The sequence below is a fragment of the Anaerolineae bacterium genome (genome assembly GCA_013178015.1).
Classification (GTDB): domain Bacteria; phylum Chloroflexota; class Anaerolineae; order DRVO01; family DRVO01; genus Ch71.
This window is the reverse complement of record JABLXR010000016.1, coordinates 107836-123905: the sequence shown is the minus strand read 5'-3', so window position 1 is coordinate 123905 and position 16070 is coordinate 107836. Positions and strand designations below refer to the sequence as shown.

The window sequence follows — 16070 nt, the reverse complement described above, 5'->3', positions numbered from 1 at the left end:
TCCCCATCTCCCCCTCTCCGCGTCTCCGTGTCTCCCCCTCTCCGCCTCGCGGGCGGCGCGGTGCTATACTTGACCCAGGCCAGATGTGCTGTGGGGGAGAATATGGCCGGCGCTAGGAGCGATAGGGTCAGGCAGATCGGACTGGTTAACCAGCGCGAGATACGGGAGCGCACGGTGAGGGGCCTGGCCGCCTGCCTGGGCGGAGCCTCGCTCCTGTGGTGGTGGGAGTTGCTGTTCCAGCAGCGACCCAACCTGGTACTGCTGGCGATCGCCACCTCGTCGGCGCTGCTCGGGGGGCTGGGCTTTCGCTTCGGGGCGAGGCGTCCCCTATCGGTCGGGCTGGCTCTGGCCGTCGCCTCGGCGGCGGCCCTCCCCGTGCTGGCCGGGGAACTGGAATGGCAGGCGGTAGCGCCGCTGGCCGTGATGCCCGGCCTGGTAGTAGCCGGTACCGTCAGCGCGGGGGCGGGCCTAGCGGTGGGCGCTGTGGCTGCGGTGGTTCTCGGCTTCTGGCCCTCGGGGGGTGGGATGGGGGCCGGGGCCGCCCTGCAGGTGGCGACGGTCGGCCTTGCCCTTTACGCCGTCCTGCGCCCGAGGGAGAGCATCATCGAGTGGTCCTGGCAGCGAAGTGCAGAGGCCACTTACCTGGCTGAGGAGTTGCGGGACCGGCAAGGCGAGCTGAACAACGCCCTGGCCCAGCTCCGTCTGGCCTACCAGCTGCTGGGGCGCACCAACCGCGAGCTGGCCCTGGCCCAGCAGGAGGCGGACGAGGCTAGGCGGCTCAAAGAGGAATTCGCCGCCTCCGTCAGCCACGAGCTGCGCACGCCTCTCAACATCATCCTAGGATTCGCGGACATCATTCACCGCACTCCCGAGGTGTATGGGCTGGAGGAGTGGCCGCAGATGCTCCGGAGGGACGTGGCTGAGATCTGGCGCAGCGCCCGGTACATAACGGAGTTGGTGGACGACATTCTGGAACTGGCGCGGATAGACGCGCTGGAGATGCCGGTGAAGCGCGAGATGACGGACTTGGTGGCCGTCATCCGGGAGACCTGTGTCCTGGCGGAGCGCCTGTTGGGCGAGCGGCCCGTGAGCCTGGTGGTGCGACTGCCCGAGAACCTGCCTCTCCTGTCGGTGGACAGAACGCGGATACGACAGGTGCTGCTCAACCTCCTGAGCAACGCCATCCGCTTCACGGACGAGGGTGAGATCACGGTGACGGCGGAGTGCTCGGCCGAGGAGGTGACCGTGTCGGTGGCCGACACGGGAGTGGGCATTCCTCCGCACGAGGTGGAGGCCGTGTTCGAGGAGTTCCGGCACGCCGAAGGACGGGAAGCGCGCGGTGGCAAGGGCCTGGGTCTGGCCGTGGCCAAGCGCTTTGTGAACCTCCACGGGGGGAGGATCTGGGCCGAGAGCGAAGTAGGGCAGGGATCGGTGTTCCGCTTCACTCTCCCGCTGTCGGAGAAGCGGGTATCGCGCCTGCGGGGGACCACGGCCTCGGCTCCACGCGGCACCCGCAGCGGCAAGCTGCTCCTATTCAATCCTGATCTCTCCGAGGATGCCGCCACCTATCTCGGGCGGCACCTCGAAGGATGGGAGACTCTGGTGGCCTCGGACGTGAATGAGATGCAGGCCCTTCTGGACACGCACCACCCTGCGGCCGTTCTCATCAACTGCGCTCCCGATGGGGCCGAGCTGGCCTCGCGGGTTCCTGCCGGGGTGCCGGTGGTGCTGCTCGATCTGCCCGCTCTGCGCACGCCCTCGCACGACAGCGTGTTTGACGCTCTCCTCAGCAAGCCGGTCTCGGCCGAGGAGCTTCTGGGGGCGGTCAGGCGCTTCGTGCCACGGGGCTCCATTTTAGTGGTAGACGATGATCCGGGGTTCGTGCAGCTGGTGCGACGCATGGTCGCTTCCTCGGATGCCCCGTACGAGGTGCAGTGGGCCTACAACGGCGAAGGCGCTCTGAGCAAGCTGGCTCACTCCCGGCCGGATGTAGTGCTCATGGACATGGTGATGCAGCCGATGGACGGCATGGCGTTGGCCCGGCAGATCAGGGCTGAGGCTGGAATGGGAGAGATACCCATCGTGGCGGTCACGGGGGCTACATCAACGGCGTCAAGCGATCGGGCACGAGAGATCCGTCTGCTCAAGAGAAGCGGGCTCCAAGACGCGGAAGTACTGGCAGTCCTGAGGGCGATTCTGGGCGGGGTGCGCAGCGACTACGTGGGCGGGACCCAAGAGGCGAACGAGGTGGTCCGTGAGAGCGACCGGCAGGGGTAGAACCAGGGAATCCGGCTCCGGGATTCCCCTACAGCGTGGCCTTTTACCGAGCCCAGCGGTTGACCGCGGCCAGGAGCTCCGGTTGAGACACGGGCTTGCGCAGGTGGGCTTTGGCCCCCAGAGCTTTGGCCAGCAGGGCATCGTGGAAGACGGAGCACACGATGACCGGTATGTCGGCGGTGTCCTCGTTGGCGTGCAGCAGGTTGAGGATGGTCCAGCCATCCGTCCCCGGCATGAGGAGGTCCAGCAGGATCACCGAGGGTCGGCTTTCGCGCGCCAGGTCGTAAGCGCGCTGAGGGTCGTCGGCGGCGATCACGCGCCACTCTCCCTGGGGTTCCAGGTAACGGCGGTACAGCTCCACTGCGGCGGCGCTGTCCTCTATCACGAGCACCGGACGGGCTTGGCGCGCGGGCAAGAAGAGGCTGAGTCGCACGGGATCCGCCGTCCCGCCGCTTGGGACGAAGCGCGCGTTCAGAGCCTCGGCCAGGCGACGCAGATCGGCCAGGGCCTCGCGGCTGTAGGGAACGAGCGGCGGGTGGAAGGAGACCGCGATGGTGGTGCCCTCCGAAGCGATGGACGACAGCTCGACCTCACCGTCCGGCGTCGTCTGCACCCCGAGGCTGAGAGCCTGGATGACCCATTGGCGGAGGATGCCTTCGTCGGCGAAGACGCTACCGTGTGCCTGGCCCGTCTCCACTCTGATGGTTGCGCCCACGCTCTGAGCCAGCGGGGTCACCGTCTTGATGGCGTCCTGCAGCAGGCTCTGGAGGTTCACCTGCGCCGGACGAGCGGTCACTTCGATGGCCTCCGGCTGGTCGGCCGAGTCCACCCCGGGCGGGGCCGATTCGAGCTTGGCCAGGCGGATGGTCAGCACCTCGGCCAGCTTGGCCTCAGCCGCCCGCAACTCCCGGTGAGTCTGGCGCTCGCTGAGCGCCAATTCCTCCCCCACCTGAAGGACGCTCATGCCCTCGACATAGCGGAGCCAGAGCACGTTATAGGCGCGGGCATCATCCGCCTGGCGGACTCCGCGCCGCGGCGGCCGCAGGAACTCCATGGCTTCCAGCAGGAGGGTACGGATGGTGTTGGCTCGATCGTAGGGTGCGGCCCCGGCCAGGGAGGGGATCTCCGCCAGCGCAGGATTGCCGGCGAGGGCGATCCTGTCGTCCATGTGGGCCAGCAACCACCGGACGGTATCGAGATCAAGCCCGGACTCTGACATGGCGTTCTGCTAGCCGCGTGCAGGTGCTGACGCTGTAACGGACGGCCTCCGAAGAGCGTGCCAACCAGTACATGCTACCCAAGGCGGCGCGACCGGTGCAACTCCTGGCAGGCAGATGGCAGGGAGTTGGCAGCCGGGACCCTTGCGGGCCTAGTATACTGAGAAGGGGGAGGACTGGTCCCTAGCGGAGTAGAGGGCGAACGAGGGAGGTGTTACGGGTGAGTGTGGTGGCTCAGGCTCGCCTGCCCTGGCGAGGCATGTCCGCGTCCAGCCGGGAGAAGCTGGACGGCTATCTCTTCATCTTGCCCTGGATCCTTGGCTTCCTCTTCTTCACCATTGGGCCAATGATAGCCTCCTTCTACTTCAGCTTCACCGACTACTCGTTGCTGGAGCCCTCGAAGTGGGTGGGGCTGGACAACTACCGCAAGCTGTTCTCCGCCGATGATAAGTTCGGCATATCCCTTAGCGTCACCTTCCGCTACTCCCTCGCCTCCGTTCCTCTAGGCATGGTGCTGGCGCTCACGGTGGCCATGCTACTGAACCAGAGAGTGCCGGGGATGCGCTTCTACCGTACCGCGTTCTACCTCCCCTCGCTGCTTGGTGGAGTGGCACTGACCCTCATCTGGATGTGGATCTTCAGCCCGGCCTACGGCTTGCTCAACACCTTCCTCAAAATGATCGGCCTCGAGGGGCCGTTGTGGTTCCAGAGCCAGGTCTGGGCCCTGCCCGGGCTGATCATCATGAGCCTGTGGGGGGTAGGTGGCAGGATGATCATCTTCCTGGCGGGCCTGCAGAACATCCCGGGCCACCTGTACGAGGCGGCGGAGATGGATGGGGCTGGGGCGATGCGGCGGTTCTGGCACGTCACTGTGCCCATGCTCACTCCGACCATCTTCTTCAACCTGGTCATGGGGATCATAGGCTCGTTGCAGACGTTCGCCCAGGCGTTCATCGCTACCCAGGGAGGGCCCAACAACGCCACCCTCTTCTATGGTCTGTACCTCTACCAGAACGCCTTCCAGTACTTCGAGATGGGGTACGCGTCAGCCCTGGCCTGGATTCTATTCGCCATCATCCTAGCTCTCACTCTGGTGGTGATCCGCTCTTCCCCCATGTGGGTCTTCTACGAGGGGACGCTGCGCAAATGAGAGCGACAAGGACTTGGGGAGGGGAGGCGTGACCACCAAGGTGGAAGCCCTGGGAGGTCAGGCAGTGGCGGTCAGGACCCGCCGCAGCTGGCGGCGGTTCCTGCCCACGGTGTTCTACTCGCTGCTGCTCGTCGCCGGGAGCGTGGTGTTCATCATGCCGTTCGCCTGGATGCTGTCCACCTCGCTGAAGAAGTCCGGCGCCGTGTTCCAGTTCCCTCCGCAGTGGATACCAGACCCCGTCGTCTGGGGGAACTACGTCACTGCCATGAAGGTGATGGACTTCCCGGTACTGCTGAAGAATACGGTGCTGGTGACCAGCCTGTCGATGGTCGGTGCCATGGCAACCTCGGCCCTGGCGGCGTACTCCTTTGCCCGGCTGCGGTTCCCTGGCCGCGATCTGATCTTCATCGTCGTCCTGGCTACCATGATGCTCCCCGGATGGGTGACTCTCATCCCTGTCTACATAATCTTCCGCAACCTGAGGATGATCAACACCCTGTGGCCGTTGATCATTCCCTCGTTCTTTGGCGGGGGGGCCTTCAACATCTTCCTTCTTCGCCAGTTCTTCATGACTCTGCCTTACGAGCTTGATGATGCCGCCAGGATCGACGGCTGCAGCAACTTTCGGACTTTCTGGAACATCCTATTGCCGCTCTGCAAGCCAGCCTTGGGGGCGATAGCGGTATTCCAGTTCGTGGCCCACTGGAACGACTTCTTTGGGCCGCTGGTGTACCTGCATTCGGCGGAGAAGATGACGCTGGCGGTGGGCCTGTATCGGTTCAAGGGGCCTTTTAGCGTGGAATGGAACTACCTCATGGCGGCCACGGTGATGGTGGCCATAGCCCCGATCGTCGTCTACTTCCTGGCCCAGCGGTACTTCATTGAGGGGGTGGTGATGAGCGGGATGAAGGCGTAGAGGAGGCGACCCACGGCACTGTCGCGATGCGTTCGGCGAACCTAGCGGAGGAGGAACAAGATGCGCAAGTGGACTAGAAGGGAGTTGCTGAGGGCGGCAGGTGCGCTTGGATTGGCGGCAGCCGGCGGAGCCGCACTGGCCGCCTGTGCCGGGGCTACTCCGGCCCCTGCGGCTGGCGAGACGGCGGCTCCCGCCGCTGCCACCGAACCGCCCAGGGCGGCCGGAGAGAAGGTGAAGCTGGTATTCGAGTGGCCGCAGTATACCCCGGAGAAAGCGCGCTACGGTGAGTACATCATCAACACGTACATGGAGAAGAATCCGGACATCGAGATCGAGCCCATGTACAACACCAACGCGCTCGAGAAGGTAACCATCACGATTGCCGGCGGGACACCGCCCGACTGCGGGTGGTTGGGAGGCGGGTGGCCAGCTCTCTGGAAGAACCTGCTGGTGCTGGACGATCTCATCCAGCGTGACGCTGACGAAGTCAGAATCGACGACTTCTATCCCAAGCTGCTAGACGCTACGCAATGGCTCGGGCAGCGACTGACGATGCCCATGGGCTTCACTTGTACCCTAATCTACTTCAACAAGAAGCTGTTTGACGACGCTGGTGTGGACTACCCCACCGACGATTGGACCTGGGACGACCTCAAGCAGATGGGCGCCGCCATCGCCGATCCGGAGAACAACCTGTACGGCGTCATGCTCGATCAGGGGAGCTACTACGCCCCCCTGTTCATCGCCGGTCCCATTGCCGACGAGGACTGGCGCAACTCGCTGTTCTACTCGGACCTGCGGGTCTACATCGTGCAGATGTGGAAGGATCTGTGGAACACGGACAAGATCGCGCCGCCGCCGGCCGTCACCGCTGAGCAGGGGCTGATGCCCATGTTTGAGGCCGGCCGGATCGGGATGTACGCCGGTGGCTCCTGGTTCCTGGAGCCGGCGCGCATGCTCGAGTTCGATTGGGACATCGTGCCTCTGCCCATCATGAGGTGGTCGGACGGCGATCACCGCGGCACCGGCATGTGGACGGAGGAGCTCTTCATCATCAACACTACGCCACACAAAGAGGAAGCCTGGCAGTTCATCAAGTGGGCCAGTGGTCCCGAGCTGCTAACCTGGGCGGCATCCGAGGGTCACGTGGTGCCTGGGCGGATGCCCATCGCCGAATCTGAAGCCTTCGCCGAGTCGGGCAAGAAGCCGGACAACATCCGAGCTTTCTTGGTTTCGGCCGAGTTCGCCATCCCATATCTGGTTCACCCCATGTCCAGCAAGATCGCGACAGCCGTAGGTGACCCGCTTAGCGCGTTCTTCTCTCTGGAGGAGACCCTGAGTGCTAAAGAGGCGACTCAGACTGCTCATGACAATATCCAGGTGATTCTGGATGAGTGGTGGGCTACGGAAGGTGGCGCTTGAGCGAGTGAGACTTAGCTCCTGGAAGCCGTTACGCCTGCAGACGCAATAGGGTCACGAGTGCTCTGCCTTGGAGCTCTTCGGCTCCAAGGCAGAGCTGCGGCTGGGGCTTTCGAAGCCTGCAACACGCCGGAGGCTCGGTGCGGAGGTGTGCAATGCGGAATGTCTGGAAGACGGTGGACAGCATGGGGGAGGCCGAGGTCTCACGTGTGGTTGAGGACAGGCAGAATCTGCTCCGCAAGGAGGTTGAGGACTTCCTACGGGCGGAATCAGAGGCACTGCCAGAGCGCAGATCTACGCTATGGAGGTGGGACTACTCATCGCCGGAGGCCTTCCTTGAGTCCGTGAAGGACAACCGAGCTCGGTGGCTGCAGGCCGTGGGTTCCTTCCCAACTGCGCCTGAGCCGCCCAGCGCGGAGTTCTCGCCGTTCCTGGAGAGCGATACCATTCGAGCGCAGTGGGTGGTTCTGCCTTTTCTGGGGCGCTATCGAGCTCGGGCCGTACTGGCGGTGCCAGAACGAGGCGACCCGCCCTTCCCCATCGTCGTGGCCCAGCACGGGGTGGGCAGTTCGCCGGAGGTCATCTTCGGCTTCAATGATGCTCGCAATGCATACCACGCTTACGGCAGGCGCTTGGTTGAGGCGGGTTTCGCCGTTCTAGCGCCGCTCAATGTCACAGAAGCGGCGCCAAGGGCCAGGTTGGAGCGCATGTGCCTCATGTTGGGGGGTACCCTGTTCGGTCTAGAGATACAGCAGACGTCCAGGCTGCTGGACTACGCAGAGACCAGACCGGACCTCGATGTGAACCGAACGGCCATGTGGGGAGTCAGCATGGGCGGCGCCTACGTGATGTTCACGCTTCCGCTGGAACCTAGGCTGCGGGCCGGGATCACTACAGCCTGGTTCAACAAGCGCGTGCCGAAGATGGTGGTCGACGACCCTCGCTATAGCTGCTTCCTTTCCGCTGATGCGGAGCACGTGTTCATCCCTGGGTGGCTGCGCGAGTTCGGCGACAGCGACCTGGCTTCACTGATATGTCCTCGGCCGCTGCAGGTGCAGACGGGCAAGTGCGATGGGATCGCTTGGTGGCCATTTGTCTTGGAGGAGTACGAAGAAGCGGCCGAGCACTATCGGAAGCTAGGGGTAGGAGAGCGCATAGAGCTGGACCTACATGAGGGCGGACACGAAACGGACGTGGAGGCAGGGATTCGGTTTCTGCAGAGATGGCTCGTAGAGGAAACCTGGTGACCCTTGTCCAGCCCTGATGTGAGGCTGTCTGACGGCTGCCCACACCGAGAAGTGTGGGTAGGCGTTTCAAGGGAGGTACCTGATGGCACGAGAAGTTCACATCGCTGCGCTCCAGCTTCCGCCGCCCGAGGGCGACACAGACGAGGCCCTCCGCAGGAGCAATCTAGACCATGCCGTGGCTTCCCTCGATGAGGCGGGCAGCCGAGGCTGCGACATCGCCTGCTTGCCCGAGGCCTTCTCTACCTACCGGGTACCCCTAGACGCCAGCCCGGAGCCGGTGCCGGGAGAGGTGACCGAGGCGGTGGCCCGCGTGGCGGCCCGGTGGGGCATGTATGTCATCGCCCCTCTCGCCGGAGTGGTGGAGGGGGTGAAGCGCAACGCGGCGGTGGTTCTGGGGCGGGACGGCGCCATCCTAGGGCAGTACTTCAAGGTGCACCTGACCCAGCCCGAGCTGGACGCCGGCTACGTGCCTGGGGACGAGCTACCGGTCTTCGACCTGGACTTCGGCCGTATCGGCATCATGACTTGCCTGGACAACTCCTTCCCGGAGACAGCGCGCACGCTGGCGGTGAAGGGGGCAGAGATCATATTCTTCCCCCACGTGCAGAGCGGCTTTGGGGAGGTGGGCTGGATGGCGCAGCTCATCAGCCGGGCCATAGACAGCTGCGTCTACCTGGTGCCCGTCACCTTTGGCGTCGGGCGGGAGGAACCCTGGATGCCGGGCACGATCATGGGTCGCAGCGGCGTCATCGGGCACGACGGGGAGACCCTCGTCTCCGCCGGGCGGCTGCCGGGAGTGGCTTCGGTGGTGGTAGATCTGGACCAGCCGCGGTGGGTGCGCTGCTTCGGGGTGGTGGGCTTGTCCAACTACCGGTTCCATGCTATGGCAAGGCGGCGGCCTGAGGTCTACGGCGCTTTGGTGGAGCCAGCGCGCCTGCCGGGGGATGGGTGCCTTGACCTCACCTCGGCCGGGCCGCGGCATATGGAGCGTCACGGAGGACGATGATGGATGATGGTGCGAATCGAAGTCGTCTTGCTAAGGGGGAGGCCCTCTACGAGCGGGCCCTGAGGGTCATCCCCGGCGGCGGGCAGACCAATTCCAAGATGCCGCCGCCGAACCTCAAGGGTGCCTATCCTCCCTACATCCTGCGGGGCCAGGGCGCCTACGTCTGGGACCTGGACGGCAACCGCTACATAGACCATAAGCTGGGCTGCGGGCCGGTGACGCTGGGCCACGCCTACCCCCGGGTGATCGAGGCGGCGGCCCGGCAGATGGGGGAGGGGCTGGTGTACGGCAGTGCCCATCCCCTGGAGGTCGAGCTGGCGGAGCTGCTGACTGAGGTGATCCCCTGCGCCGAGATGGCGCGGTTCCTCAAGTCCGGGGCCGAGGGCACGTCAGCAGCCGTCCGGGTGGCCCGGACCTACACTGGCCGCGACCTGGTGTTGTCCTGCGGTTACCACGGCTGGCATGACTGGAGCATGGCCAAGCACGCCAGGCTGAAGGGGATCCCTGAGTGTGTGAAGGCGCTTACCGTGGACGTGCCCTACGGCGACCGAGAGAAGCTGGCGGACCTGTTCGCCACGCGGGGCGACCAGGTAGCCGCCTTCGTGTTCGCCGCCCCCTACCACGAAGAGCCGGACAGCATACGCGAGTACCTCAGGCACGTGCGGGAGCTGGTGGACCGCCACGGGGCTGTCCTCATCTTCGACGAGATCGTGACCGGCTTCCGGGTCTCGTTGGGGGGCCTGCAGGAGCTGATAGGGGTGACGCCCGACCTGGCCGTGTTCTCCAAGGGGATGGCCAACGGGTTTCCCATCGCGGCGGTGGTGGGAAGGCGGGAGGTGATGACTGCCTGGAACGACACCACCATCTCCTCCACCTTCGGGGGAGAGACGGCCTCCATCGCGGCCTCCATCGCCGCTATCAGCGAGGCGCGGGAGAAGGACACCACTGGTGCCATCGCCGAGCGGGGCGCCTGGCTCAAGGCTCGGGCGGTTCGCATGGGAGAGGAGGTAGGGCTGGAGGTCAGGGCGCTCGGGTTCGACGCCCTGCCCAACATCGTCTTCGGGCAGGGCACTGCCGAGATGGGGGTGACGCTGCAGAGGGAGCTTCTGCTCCATGGGGTGTTCCCCTACTTCCCTATCTGGTACATATCCTACTCCCACGACATGGAAGTAATGCAGGAGACGGCGGCCGCGCTTCGGGTCTCTCTGGAGCGGGTGGCGGAGGCCGCGGAAGCGAGGGAGAGATGATCATTGACGCCAATGCCTGGGCCGGGCGATGGCCCTTCCGCCGGCTGCACTACAGCGGCGCCTCGGGCCTGGGCCAGCTCATGTCGCGCACCGGGACCGATCTGGCCCTGGTCAGCCCTATGGAGGGTGCTTTCTACCGGGACTGCTTGAGCGCCATGCGGGGCATGCTGGAGGAGCAGGGCTGGGACCCGGCGCGCATGAAGCCGATGGCGGTGGTGAACCCGGCGTTCCCCGGCTGGGAAGCAGACTTCGAGACTATGGTGGGGGAGATGGGGTGCGTGGCCCTGCGCCTGATCCCTAACTACCACGGATATCGGCTATACGACGATGTCGCCCTGGAGCTGGTCCGGCGGGCTCAGGCCGCCGGGCTGCCGGTGGTGGTGACCGTCAGGATGCAGGACGAGCGCTCGCATCACTGGTGCATGCACGTGCCTCCCGTCTCGGTGGACGACGTGCGGTTCCTGCTGCGGGAGCTACCCGAGGGCAGATACCTGTTGAGCCAGGCCACCTTCGCCGAGGTATCGGCGTTGCTGCCGGACCTGGCGCTGGTGGCTGACGGCGCCTGGGAGATGTCCTACAAGCCCCCGGCTTTCCTCGTGGAGAGGGTGGTGGAAGAGGGCCATGGTGGGCGCATGCTGTACGGGTCGGGTGCGGTGTTGCAGTACCCGGAGAGCCTGCTCCTGCCAGTGCAGGAGGCACCCATCGCCGAAGAGGCTCGGGAGGCCATTCTGAGCGGGAACGCGCGGCGTCTGTTCGGGCTGGGAGGCGGAGATGATCATTGATGCGCACCTGCACCTGGATCTGGGTCCAAACGACGTGGTGCGGAAGATGCTCGACCGACGGCTGGTGGACGTAGTGGCCATCAGCTCTCTTCAGGGCGGAGCCTTCCCTTCGCTGAAGCACCTGCAGGCGTCCAACGATCACGTTCTCCGCTGGATGGAGGAGTATCCTGACCGGGTGATAGGCTTCGCCTACGTCAATCCGCGTCTGGGCGAGGAGGGCGTGCGCGAGTTGCAGCGGTGCCTCGATTCAGGCATGAAGGGAGTGAAGCTCTGGATCTCCGTCCTGGCGGATGACCCCCGGGTGGACCCGTTGATCGAGGTAGCGCAGGAGAAGGGAGCTGTGGTCCTGGCCCACGCCTGGGTCAAGACGGTGGGGCAGCTGCCTTTCGAGAGCCGGCCAAAGCACGTGGCCAATCTGGCTCGGCGGTTCCCGAAGGCGCGGTTCATGCTGGCCCATTTTGGGGGCGAGTGGGAGGACGGGGCCAAGGTGGCCCGCGACTGCCCGAACCTGTGGGTGGACACGAGCGGGAGCCTGGCCGAGGCAGACATGGTAGACGTGCTGGTTGAGAGCGTGGGGGTGGAGCGGGTACTGTTCGGGACCGACAACGCCAACCTGCATTACTGCCTGGGCAAGATCCGGGCGGCCCGTCTATCCGAGGACGAGCGCGAGCTCATCCTCTCGGGTAATGCCAGGCGCCTCTTTGGAGTCTAGACGTCCAGGCCCAGCTGCACTCCAAGTTGGGGGCAAGTCTGAGGGCCGGGGAAGTCAGGGCGTAGGGCGGTCATGCCTTCGGGGGGCTCAGGGCGGGCTCTGAACGCCAGCGCAGATGCCGTTCGGCATCCAGCGAGTCAGCCAGGTGGGAGAGGGACCTCGTTTCCGTCACGAGCTCGCTGGCTCCAGGGTCTCTCCGGCTCCCTCTCCCCGCATCCATAGCTCCCTTCACGAAGATACGAAGGATGCCACCCGCGACCCGGAGATGCCTCACTTGGTTCGGCATGACACTGCAGGGGGGCAGCCTCGGCGCTCGCCGGTCTCTTCGTTCGGCGCCTCCCGGCGTCATGAGCAGCGTCAGCGGCAAGTCACGACTGTCCCCTTCTGTCATTCCGAGCGACAGCGAGGAATCTCCGCGTTGGCGAGCTGGGATGCTTCACCCCGCAAGTAGACGCTCCGCCAGACCTGACGCGTGAGGGGCTCACATGGTTCCTGCCACTTGCCCGCACGGTGGGACATGGCCGGTGCGCCCTGCTCGCGCTGGCGCGAACCGGACCGCTGCGCTAGAATGAGCGCGCCAATCGTCCTTCCCCGGCCGGGCCGCTGAGCCAATTGTAGCTGTGGCACTGGCGTGAAGCCGGACGCTGGGGACCTCAGAGCCGGCAGTACACACACGCGATGGAGGAGATCAGATCATGCAAGAGCACACTGGGCGTGGCGTGAGTCGGAGGCATCTGCTGGGTGCCGGACTGGCGCTGGGCGGAGCAGGCGTGTTGGCGGCGTGCGCTGCCACCCCGACGCCTCAGGTGATCAGAGAGACGGTTGTGGTCACCCAGGAGGTGGAGAAGGTCGTCGAGCGGACGGTCGAGGTGGAGAAGGTGGTAGAGCGGACGGTCGAGGTCGAGGTGACCGCAGCGCCGTCTGCCCTGGCCGGCGAGTTGAAAGTCTGGGTCTTCCCCATGGGTGAGAACGACATGGACACCCTGTGGACCCCGCTCGTCGGGCGCTTCCGTCAGCAGTATCCCAACATCAACCTCAACATTGAGCTTCTGCCGTGGGGCGGCCGGCGGGAGAAGATGTTGACGGCGTTTGCGGCGGGCGAAGCCCCCGACGTGGCCTACGTAAACACCGACACCCTTTCCCTCTTCGGCACCAACGACGTGCTCACGCCTCTGGATGACGTGGTTCCCCAGGAGGCCTGGGACGACCTCTACGGCAACCTGCAGCCGGGCCTTACCTGGGAGGGCAGGCGGCTGATGTACCCGGCACTCCTGATCGGGACTGGCCACCTGTACAACAAGGGCCTCTTCTCCGAGATGGGGCTTGACCCCGAGCAGCCTCCGGTGACCTGGGACGAGATCCGCGAGGTAGGTGCTGCTTCGGTGGCCCACAACTACTTCCTCACTACCTGGAGCACTACGGACTGGGGTAACTGCTGGGTAACCGTGCTCTGGCAGGCCGGCGGCAACGTCTACAGCGAGGATCTGACCAGAGTGCTGCTGGATAGCGACGAAGCTTTCGAGACTCTGAGCTTCGCCACCGAGATGTTCCAGAATGGATGGGTGCCCAAGGAAGGGGCGGTAGGTTCCGAGGCCGAGGCGGCCGCCATAAGCGCCATCAACTACTGGATCGAGGGGCGCTCGTCTCTCAGTGGCTTCGGCAACCCTGACATCACCACCAACACCCGCGCTCAGGCTCCGGAGATAGACTTCGGCCTGAACCCGGTATGGAAGAACAAGCGTCAGGTCTGCCTGGGCGGTGCCGGGTGCTGGGGTGTCTTCAAGGGAAGCAAGGCCCCAGAGGCGACGGCGGCCTGGCTCAATTGGCTGATCGAGCCGGAGCAGCAGGGTTTCTACGGCTCGGTGACTAAGTTCGCTCCTCCGCGACGGTCGGCGTGGGACTACTGGGCCGCGGAACCGCTACCGAAGCAGTTTGTCGCCATGCGGGTGGACTTGCTAGAGATGAACCAGGACTCGTCCTACTTCTGGCAGGAAGGCAAAGTCACTTGTGCTCCGTACTTCCAGGCGGCTGTGCTGGGATACCAGTCGGTGGAGGAAGCGCTGGCGGGTGCCCAAGCCGAACTGCACGCGATTGTGGACGAGTGGAACGCGAGCCGCAGCTGACCCGATACGTCGGGCGTGCCGGTAACCTGGCCTGGCAGGGCCAGGTTACCGGTTGATGCCGACGATCTATCGGTAGAGAGGAGCTGGTAGCCACGGTGAGTGAGCAGACCGCGATTGCTGGCCGGGTGGTTGTCGCCAGGGCAGAGAAGAGCTCTCTGGGCGCTCGGCTACGGAAAGCCTGGCCCTGGTACCTTTTCATCGCTCCGAACGTCCTTACCTTCCTCGCTTTCACGCTCTTCTCCTGGATCTTCCTCATCTTCTTGAGTTTCCATAACTGGAACTTGCTCGGGGCGAGAGAGTACGTGGGCCTGGAGAACTACTCGCGGATGCTGAACGACCGCATCCTACACAAGGCCCTGATCAACACCATTCAGTACGCCATCATGTTCGTGGTGCCGGTGTCGGCGGTGTCATTGGGGTTGGCCAGCCTGGTTAACCAGCGGCTGCGGGGCATGTACCTGTTTCGGGCCCTCTACTATCTGCCGGTGGTGACGTCCATCGCCGTCCTGGCCATCATCTGGAAGTTCATTCTGGTTCCTCGACCGGACGGCATCGCCAACTATCTCCTCGGGCTGGTGGGCATTCCCTACAAGGAGTGGCTGCTCGACATCCGGCTGGCTCTGCCCTCCATCACGGTGATGCAGATCTGGAGCACGATGGGGTACTACATGGTGCTCTGGCTGGCGGGCCTGCAGGGCATACCGGAGGAGATGTACGAGGCAGCCAGGATAGACGGCGCCGGGCGGTGGCAGATGTTCCGCTACGTCACCGTGCCCATGCTGAAGCCCACTACCATCTTCATCACTCTCATCGCCGGGATTGGGGCCTTCCAGATGTTCGGGCCGCCCTACATGCTCACCGGCGGGGGACCGGTGCATGCCACCACCACCATGGTGTATTACATCTGGCAGCAGGCTTTCAATCGCTACCGCATGGGCTACGCCAGCGGCGTGTCCCTGCTCCTGTTCGTCATTATCCTGATTGCCTCGTTGGTGCAGCGTAAGTACATGCGTTGGTCCGAGTCGATCTTCTGAGTTGAGGGAGCGATTGTGACAGCGGCAGCCAGGGTGAAGAAGCGCGATACAGGCATTATGGTGCGCACCGCCGTGCGGACGGTGCTGATCTACGTCCTCCTCCTTATCATCGCGGCAGCCACGGTGGGGCCCTTCCTGGTCATGGTCTCGGCGTCGCTTCGCCCCAACTTCAGCTACATGACCTTCCCCATCAGCCTGATCCCGGAGAACCCGGGCATAGACAACTACATTCGTCTGTTCAGTCAGACCGCCATCGGACGCTGGATCTTCAATAGCGTCTTCGTGGCCTCCACGGTAACGGTGCTGGAGCTCGTCACTTGCTCGCTGGCCGGTTACGCCTTCGCTCGAGGCAGCTTCCCCGGCCGAGACGTGATCTTCTGGATCTTCATGGGCACACTCATGGTGCCCTCGACGGTCACCATAGTGCCCCTCTTCCTCATCCTCTCTAGGCTGAAGTGGGTGGATACCTACGCCGCCCTGATCATACCCGCGGCGACATCCATATTCGGCACCTTCCTCCTGCGGCAGTTCTTCCTAACCATTCCCACCGACTATGACCAGGCGGCTCTGATTGATGGGGCCAGCTTGTTCCAGATCTACCGGATGGTGATCCTGCCCCTGGCCAAGCCGGCCCTGGCCACGCTGGCCACCCTGACCTTCCTGGGCCAGTGGAACGCCTTCCTCTACCCCCTGATCGTCACCACCAAGTCCAGCATGCGCATACTGACTGTGGGCCTGGCCACCATGGTGGTGCAGGAAGGAGGCGCCGGGGTGCAGATGGCGGGCGCTACCCTCACCTTCACGCCCACCTTCCTGATCTTCCTCTTCATGCAGCGCTACGTCGTTCAGGGCATCACCCTAAGCGGGGTGAAGGGATAACGAGACGCTGATCGGCGCTGATGCGACCCTGATTCACGCTGATCGTTCGATATTCTTTCTT

At 64.3% G+C, this 16070-nt stretch carries 13 protein-coding genes; 12 read left to right on the top strand and 1 reads right to left on the bottom strand.

The window, feature by feature from the left end:
• Positions 1 to 102 precede the first annotated feature (102 nt).
• On the top strand, positions 103 to 2277 hold the full coding sequence (locus tag HPY83_08010; protein NPV07890.1) for a response regulator: 2175 nt from the start codon (positions 103 to 105) through the stop codon (positions 2275 to 2277).
• Between the two features lie 43 nt (positions 2278 to 2320).
• Here the strand turns inward: HPY83_08010 and HPY83_08005 are convergent, their stop codons facing one another.
• Positions 2321 to 3496 (bottom strand): response regulator, encoded by a 1176-nt coding sequence (locus tag HPY83_08005; protein ID NPV07889.1) that lies wholly within the window; start codon positions 3494 to 3496, stop codon positions 2321 to 2323.
• Positions 3497 to 3753: 257 nt separating this feature from the next.
• Between HPY83_08005 and HPY83_08000 the strand changes: the two genes are divergently transcribed.
• From HPY83_08000 to HPY83_07950, 11 genes are all read left to right on the top strand, one after another.
• On the top strand, positions 3754 to 4644 hold the full coding sequence (locus tag HPY83_08000) for a sugar ABC transporter permease (GenBank protein ID NPV07888.1): 891 nt from the start codon (positions 3754 to 3756) through the stop codon (positions 4642 to 4644).
• A gap of 154 nt (positions 4645 to 4798) precedes the next feature.
• Complete coding sequence (locus tag HPY83_07995) at positions 4799 to 5560, top strand: carbohydrate ABC transporter permease (protein NPV07887.1); 762 nt, start codon at positions 4799 to 4801, stop codon at positions 5558 to 5560.
• 60 nt (positions 5561 to 5620) lie between these two features.
• Positions 5621 to 6982, top strand: coding sequence for a sugar ABC transporter substrate-binding protein (locus HPY83_07990; GenBank protein ID NPV07886.1), 1362 nt, complete (start codon positions 5621 to 5623; stop codon positions 6980 to 6982).
• A gap of 152 nt (positions 6983 to 7134) precedes the next feature.
• Positions 7135 to 8226, top strand: a complete 1092-nt coding sequence (locus HPY83_07985) for a hypothetical protein (protein ID NPV07885.1) — start codon at positions 7135 to 7137, stop codon at positions 8224 to 8226.
• An 82-nt stretch (positions 8227 to 8308) separates the two neighbouring features.
• Positions 8309 to 9232 carry a carbon-nitrogen hydrolase family protein gene (locus HPY83_07980; protein ID NPV07884.1) on the top strand — a complete coding sequence of 308 codons (924 nt, stop codon included), beginning with the start codon at positions 8309 to 8311 and terminating at the stop codon, positions 9230 to 9232.
• Entirely contained in the window at positions 9232 to 10479 is a 1248-nt protein-coding gene (locus HPY83_07975; protein NPV07883.1) for an aminotransferase class III-fold pyridoxal phosphate-dependent enzyme, read from the top strand. Before HPY83_07980 ends, HPY83_07975 begins: the two co-directional genes overlap by 1 nt.
• On the top strand, positions 10476 to 11261 hold the full coding sequence (locus HPY83_07970; GenBank protein NPV07882.1) for an amidohydrolase family protein: 786 nt from the start codon (positions 10476 to 10478) through the stop codon (positions 11259 to 11261). The genes HPY83_07975 and HPY83_07970 overlap by 4 nt, the downstream gene beginning before the upstream one ends.
• Positions 11251 to 11973, top strand: coding sequence for an amidohydrolase (locus tag HPY83_07965; protein ID NPV07881.1), 723 nt, complete (start codon positions 11251 to 11253; stop codon positions 11971 to 11973). Before HPY83_07970 ends, HPY83_07965 begins: the two co-directional genes overlap by 11 nt.
• A 695-nt stretch (positions 11974 to 12668) precedes the next feature.
• A complete protein-coding gene (locus HPY83_07960) occupies positions 12669 to 14096 on the top strand; it encodes an extracellular solute-binding protein (GenBank protein NPV07880.1) in 1428 nt (475 codons plus the stop codon).
• 95 nt (positions 14097 to 14191) lie between these two features.
• Positions 14192 to 15130, top strand: coding sequence for a sugar ABC transporter permease (locus HPY83_07955; protein NPV07879.1), 939 nt, complete (start codon positions 14192 to 14194; stop codon positions 15128 to 15130).
• Between the two features lie 15 nt (positions 15131 to 15145).
• On the top strand, positions 15146 to 16009 hold the full coding sequence (locus tag HPY83_07950; GenBank protein ID NPV07878.1) for a carbohydrate ABC transporter permease: 864 nt from the start codon (positions 15146 to 15148) through the stop codon (positions 16007 to 16009).
• Positions 16010 to 16070: the final 61 nt, after the last annotated feature.

Bases quoted from the DNA above. Each gene is read 5' to 3' on its own strand.
- HPY83_07985 (NPV07885.1), top strand. From the start codon at position 7,135: ATGCGGAATGTCTGGAAGACGGTGGACAGCATGGGGGAGGCCGAGGTC.
- HPY83_08010 (NPV07890.1), top strand. From the start codon at position 103: ATGGCCGGCGCTAGGAGCGATAGGGTCAGGCAGATCGGACTGGTTAAC.
- HPY83_07995 (NPV07887.1), top strand. From the start codon at position 4,799: ATGCCGTTCGCCTGGATGCTGTCCACCTCGCTGAAGAAGTCCGGCGCC.
- HPY83_07960 (NPV07880.1), top strand. From the start codon at position 12,669: ATGCAAGAGCACACTGGGCGTGGCGTGAGTCGGAGGCATCTGCTGGGT.
- HPY83_07970 (NPV07882.1), top strand. From the start codon at position 10,476: ATGATCATTGACGCCAATGCCTGGGCCGGGCGATGGCCCTTCCGCCGG.
- HPY83_08000 (NPV07888.1), top strand. From the start codon at position 3,754: ATGTCCGCGTCCAGCCGGGAGAAGCTGGACGGCTATCTCTTCATCTTG.
- HPY83_08005 (NPV07889.1), bottom strand. From the start codon at position 3,496: ATGTCAGAGTCCGGGCTTGATCTCGATACCGTCCGGTGGTTGCTGGCC.
- HPY83_07965 (NPV07881.1), top strand. From the start codon at position 11,251: ATGATCATTGATGCGCACCTGCACCTGGATCTGGGTCCAAACGACGTG.
- HPY83_07980 (NPV07884.1), top strand. From the start codon at position 8,309: ATGGCACGAGAAGTTCACATCGCTGCGCTCCAGCTTCCGCCGCCCGAG.
- HPY83_07975 (NPV07883.1), top strand. From the start codon at position 9,232: ATGGATGATGGTGCGAATCGAAGTCGTCTTGCTAAGGGGGAGGCCCTC.
- HPY83_07990 (NPV07886.1), top strand. From the start codon at position 5,621: ATGCGCAAGTGGACTAGAAGGGAGTTGCTGAGGGCGGCAGGTGCGCTT.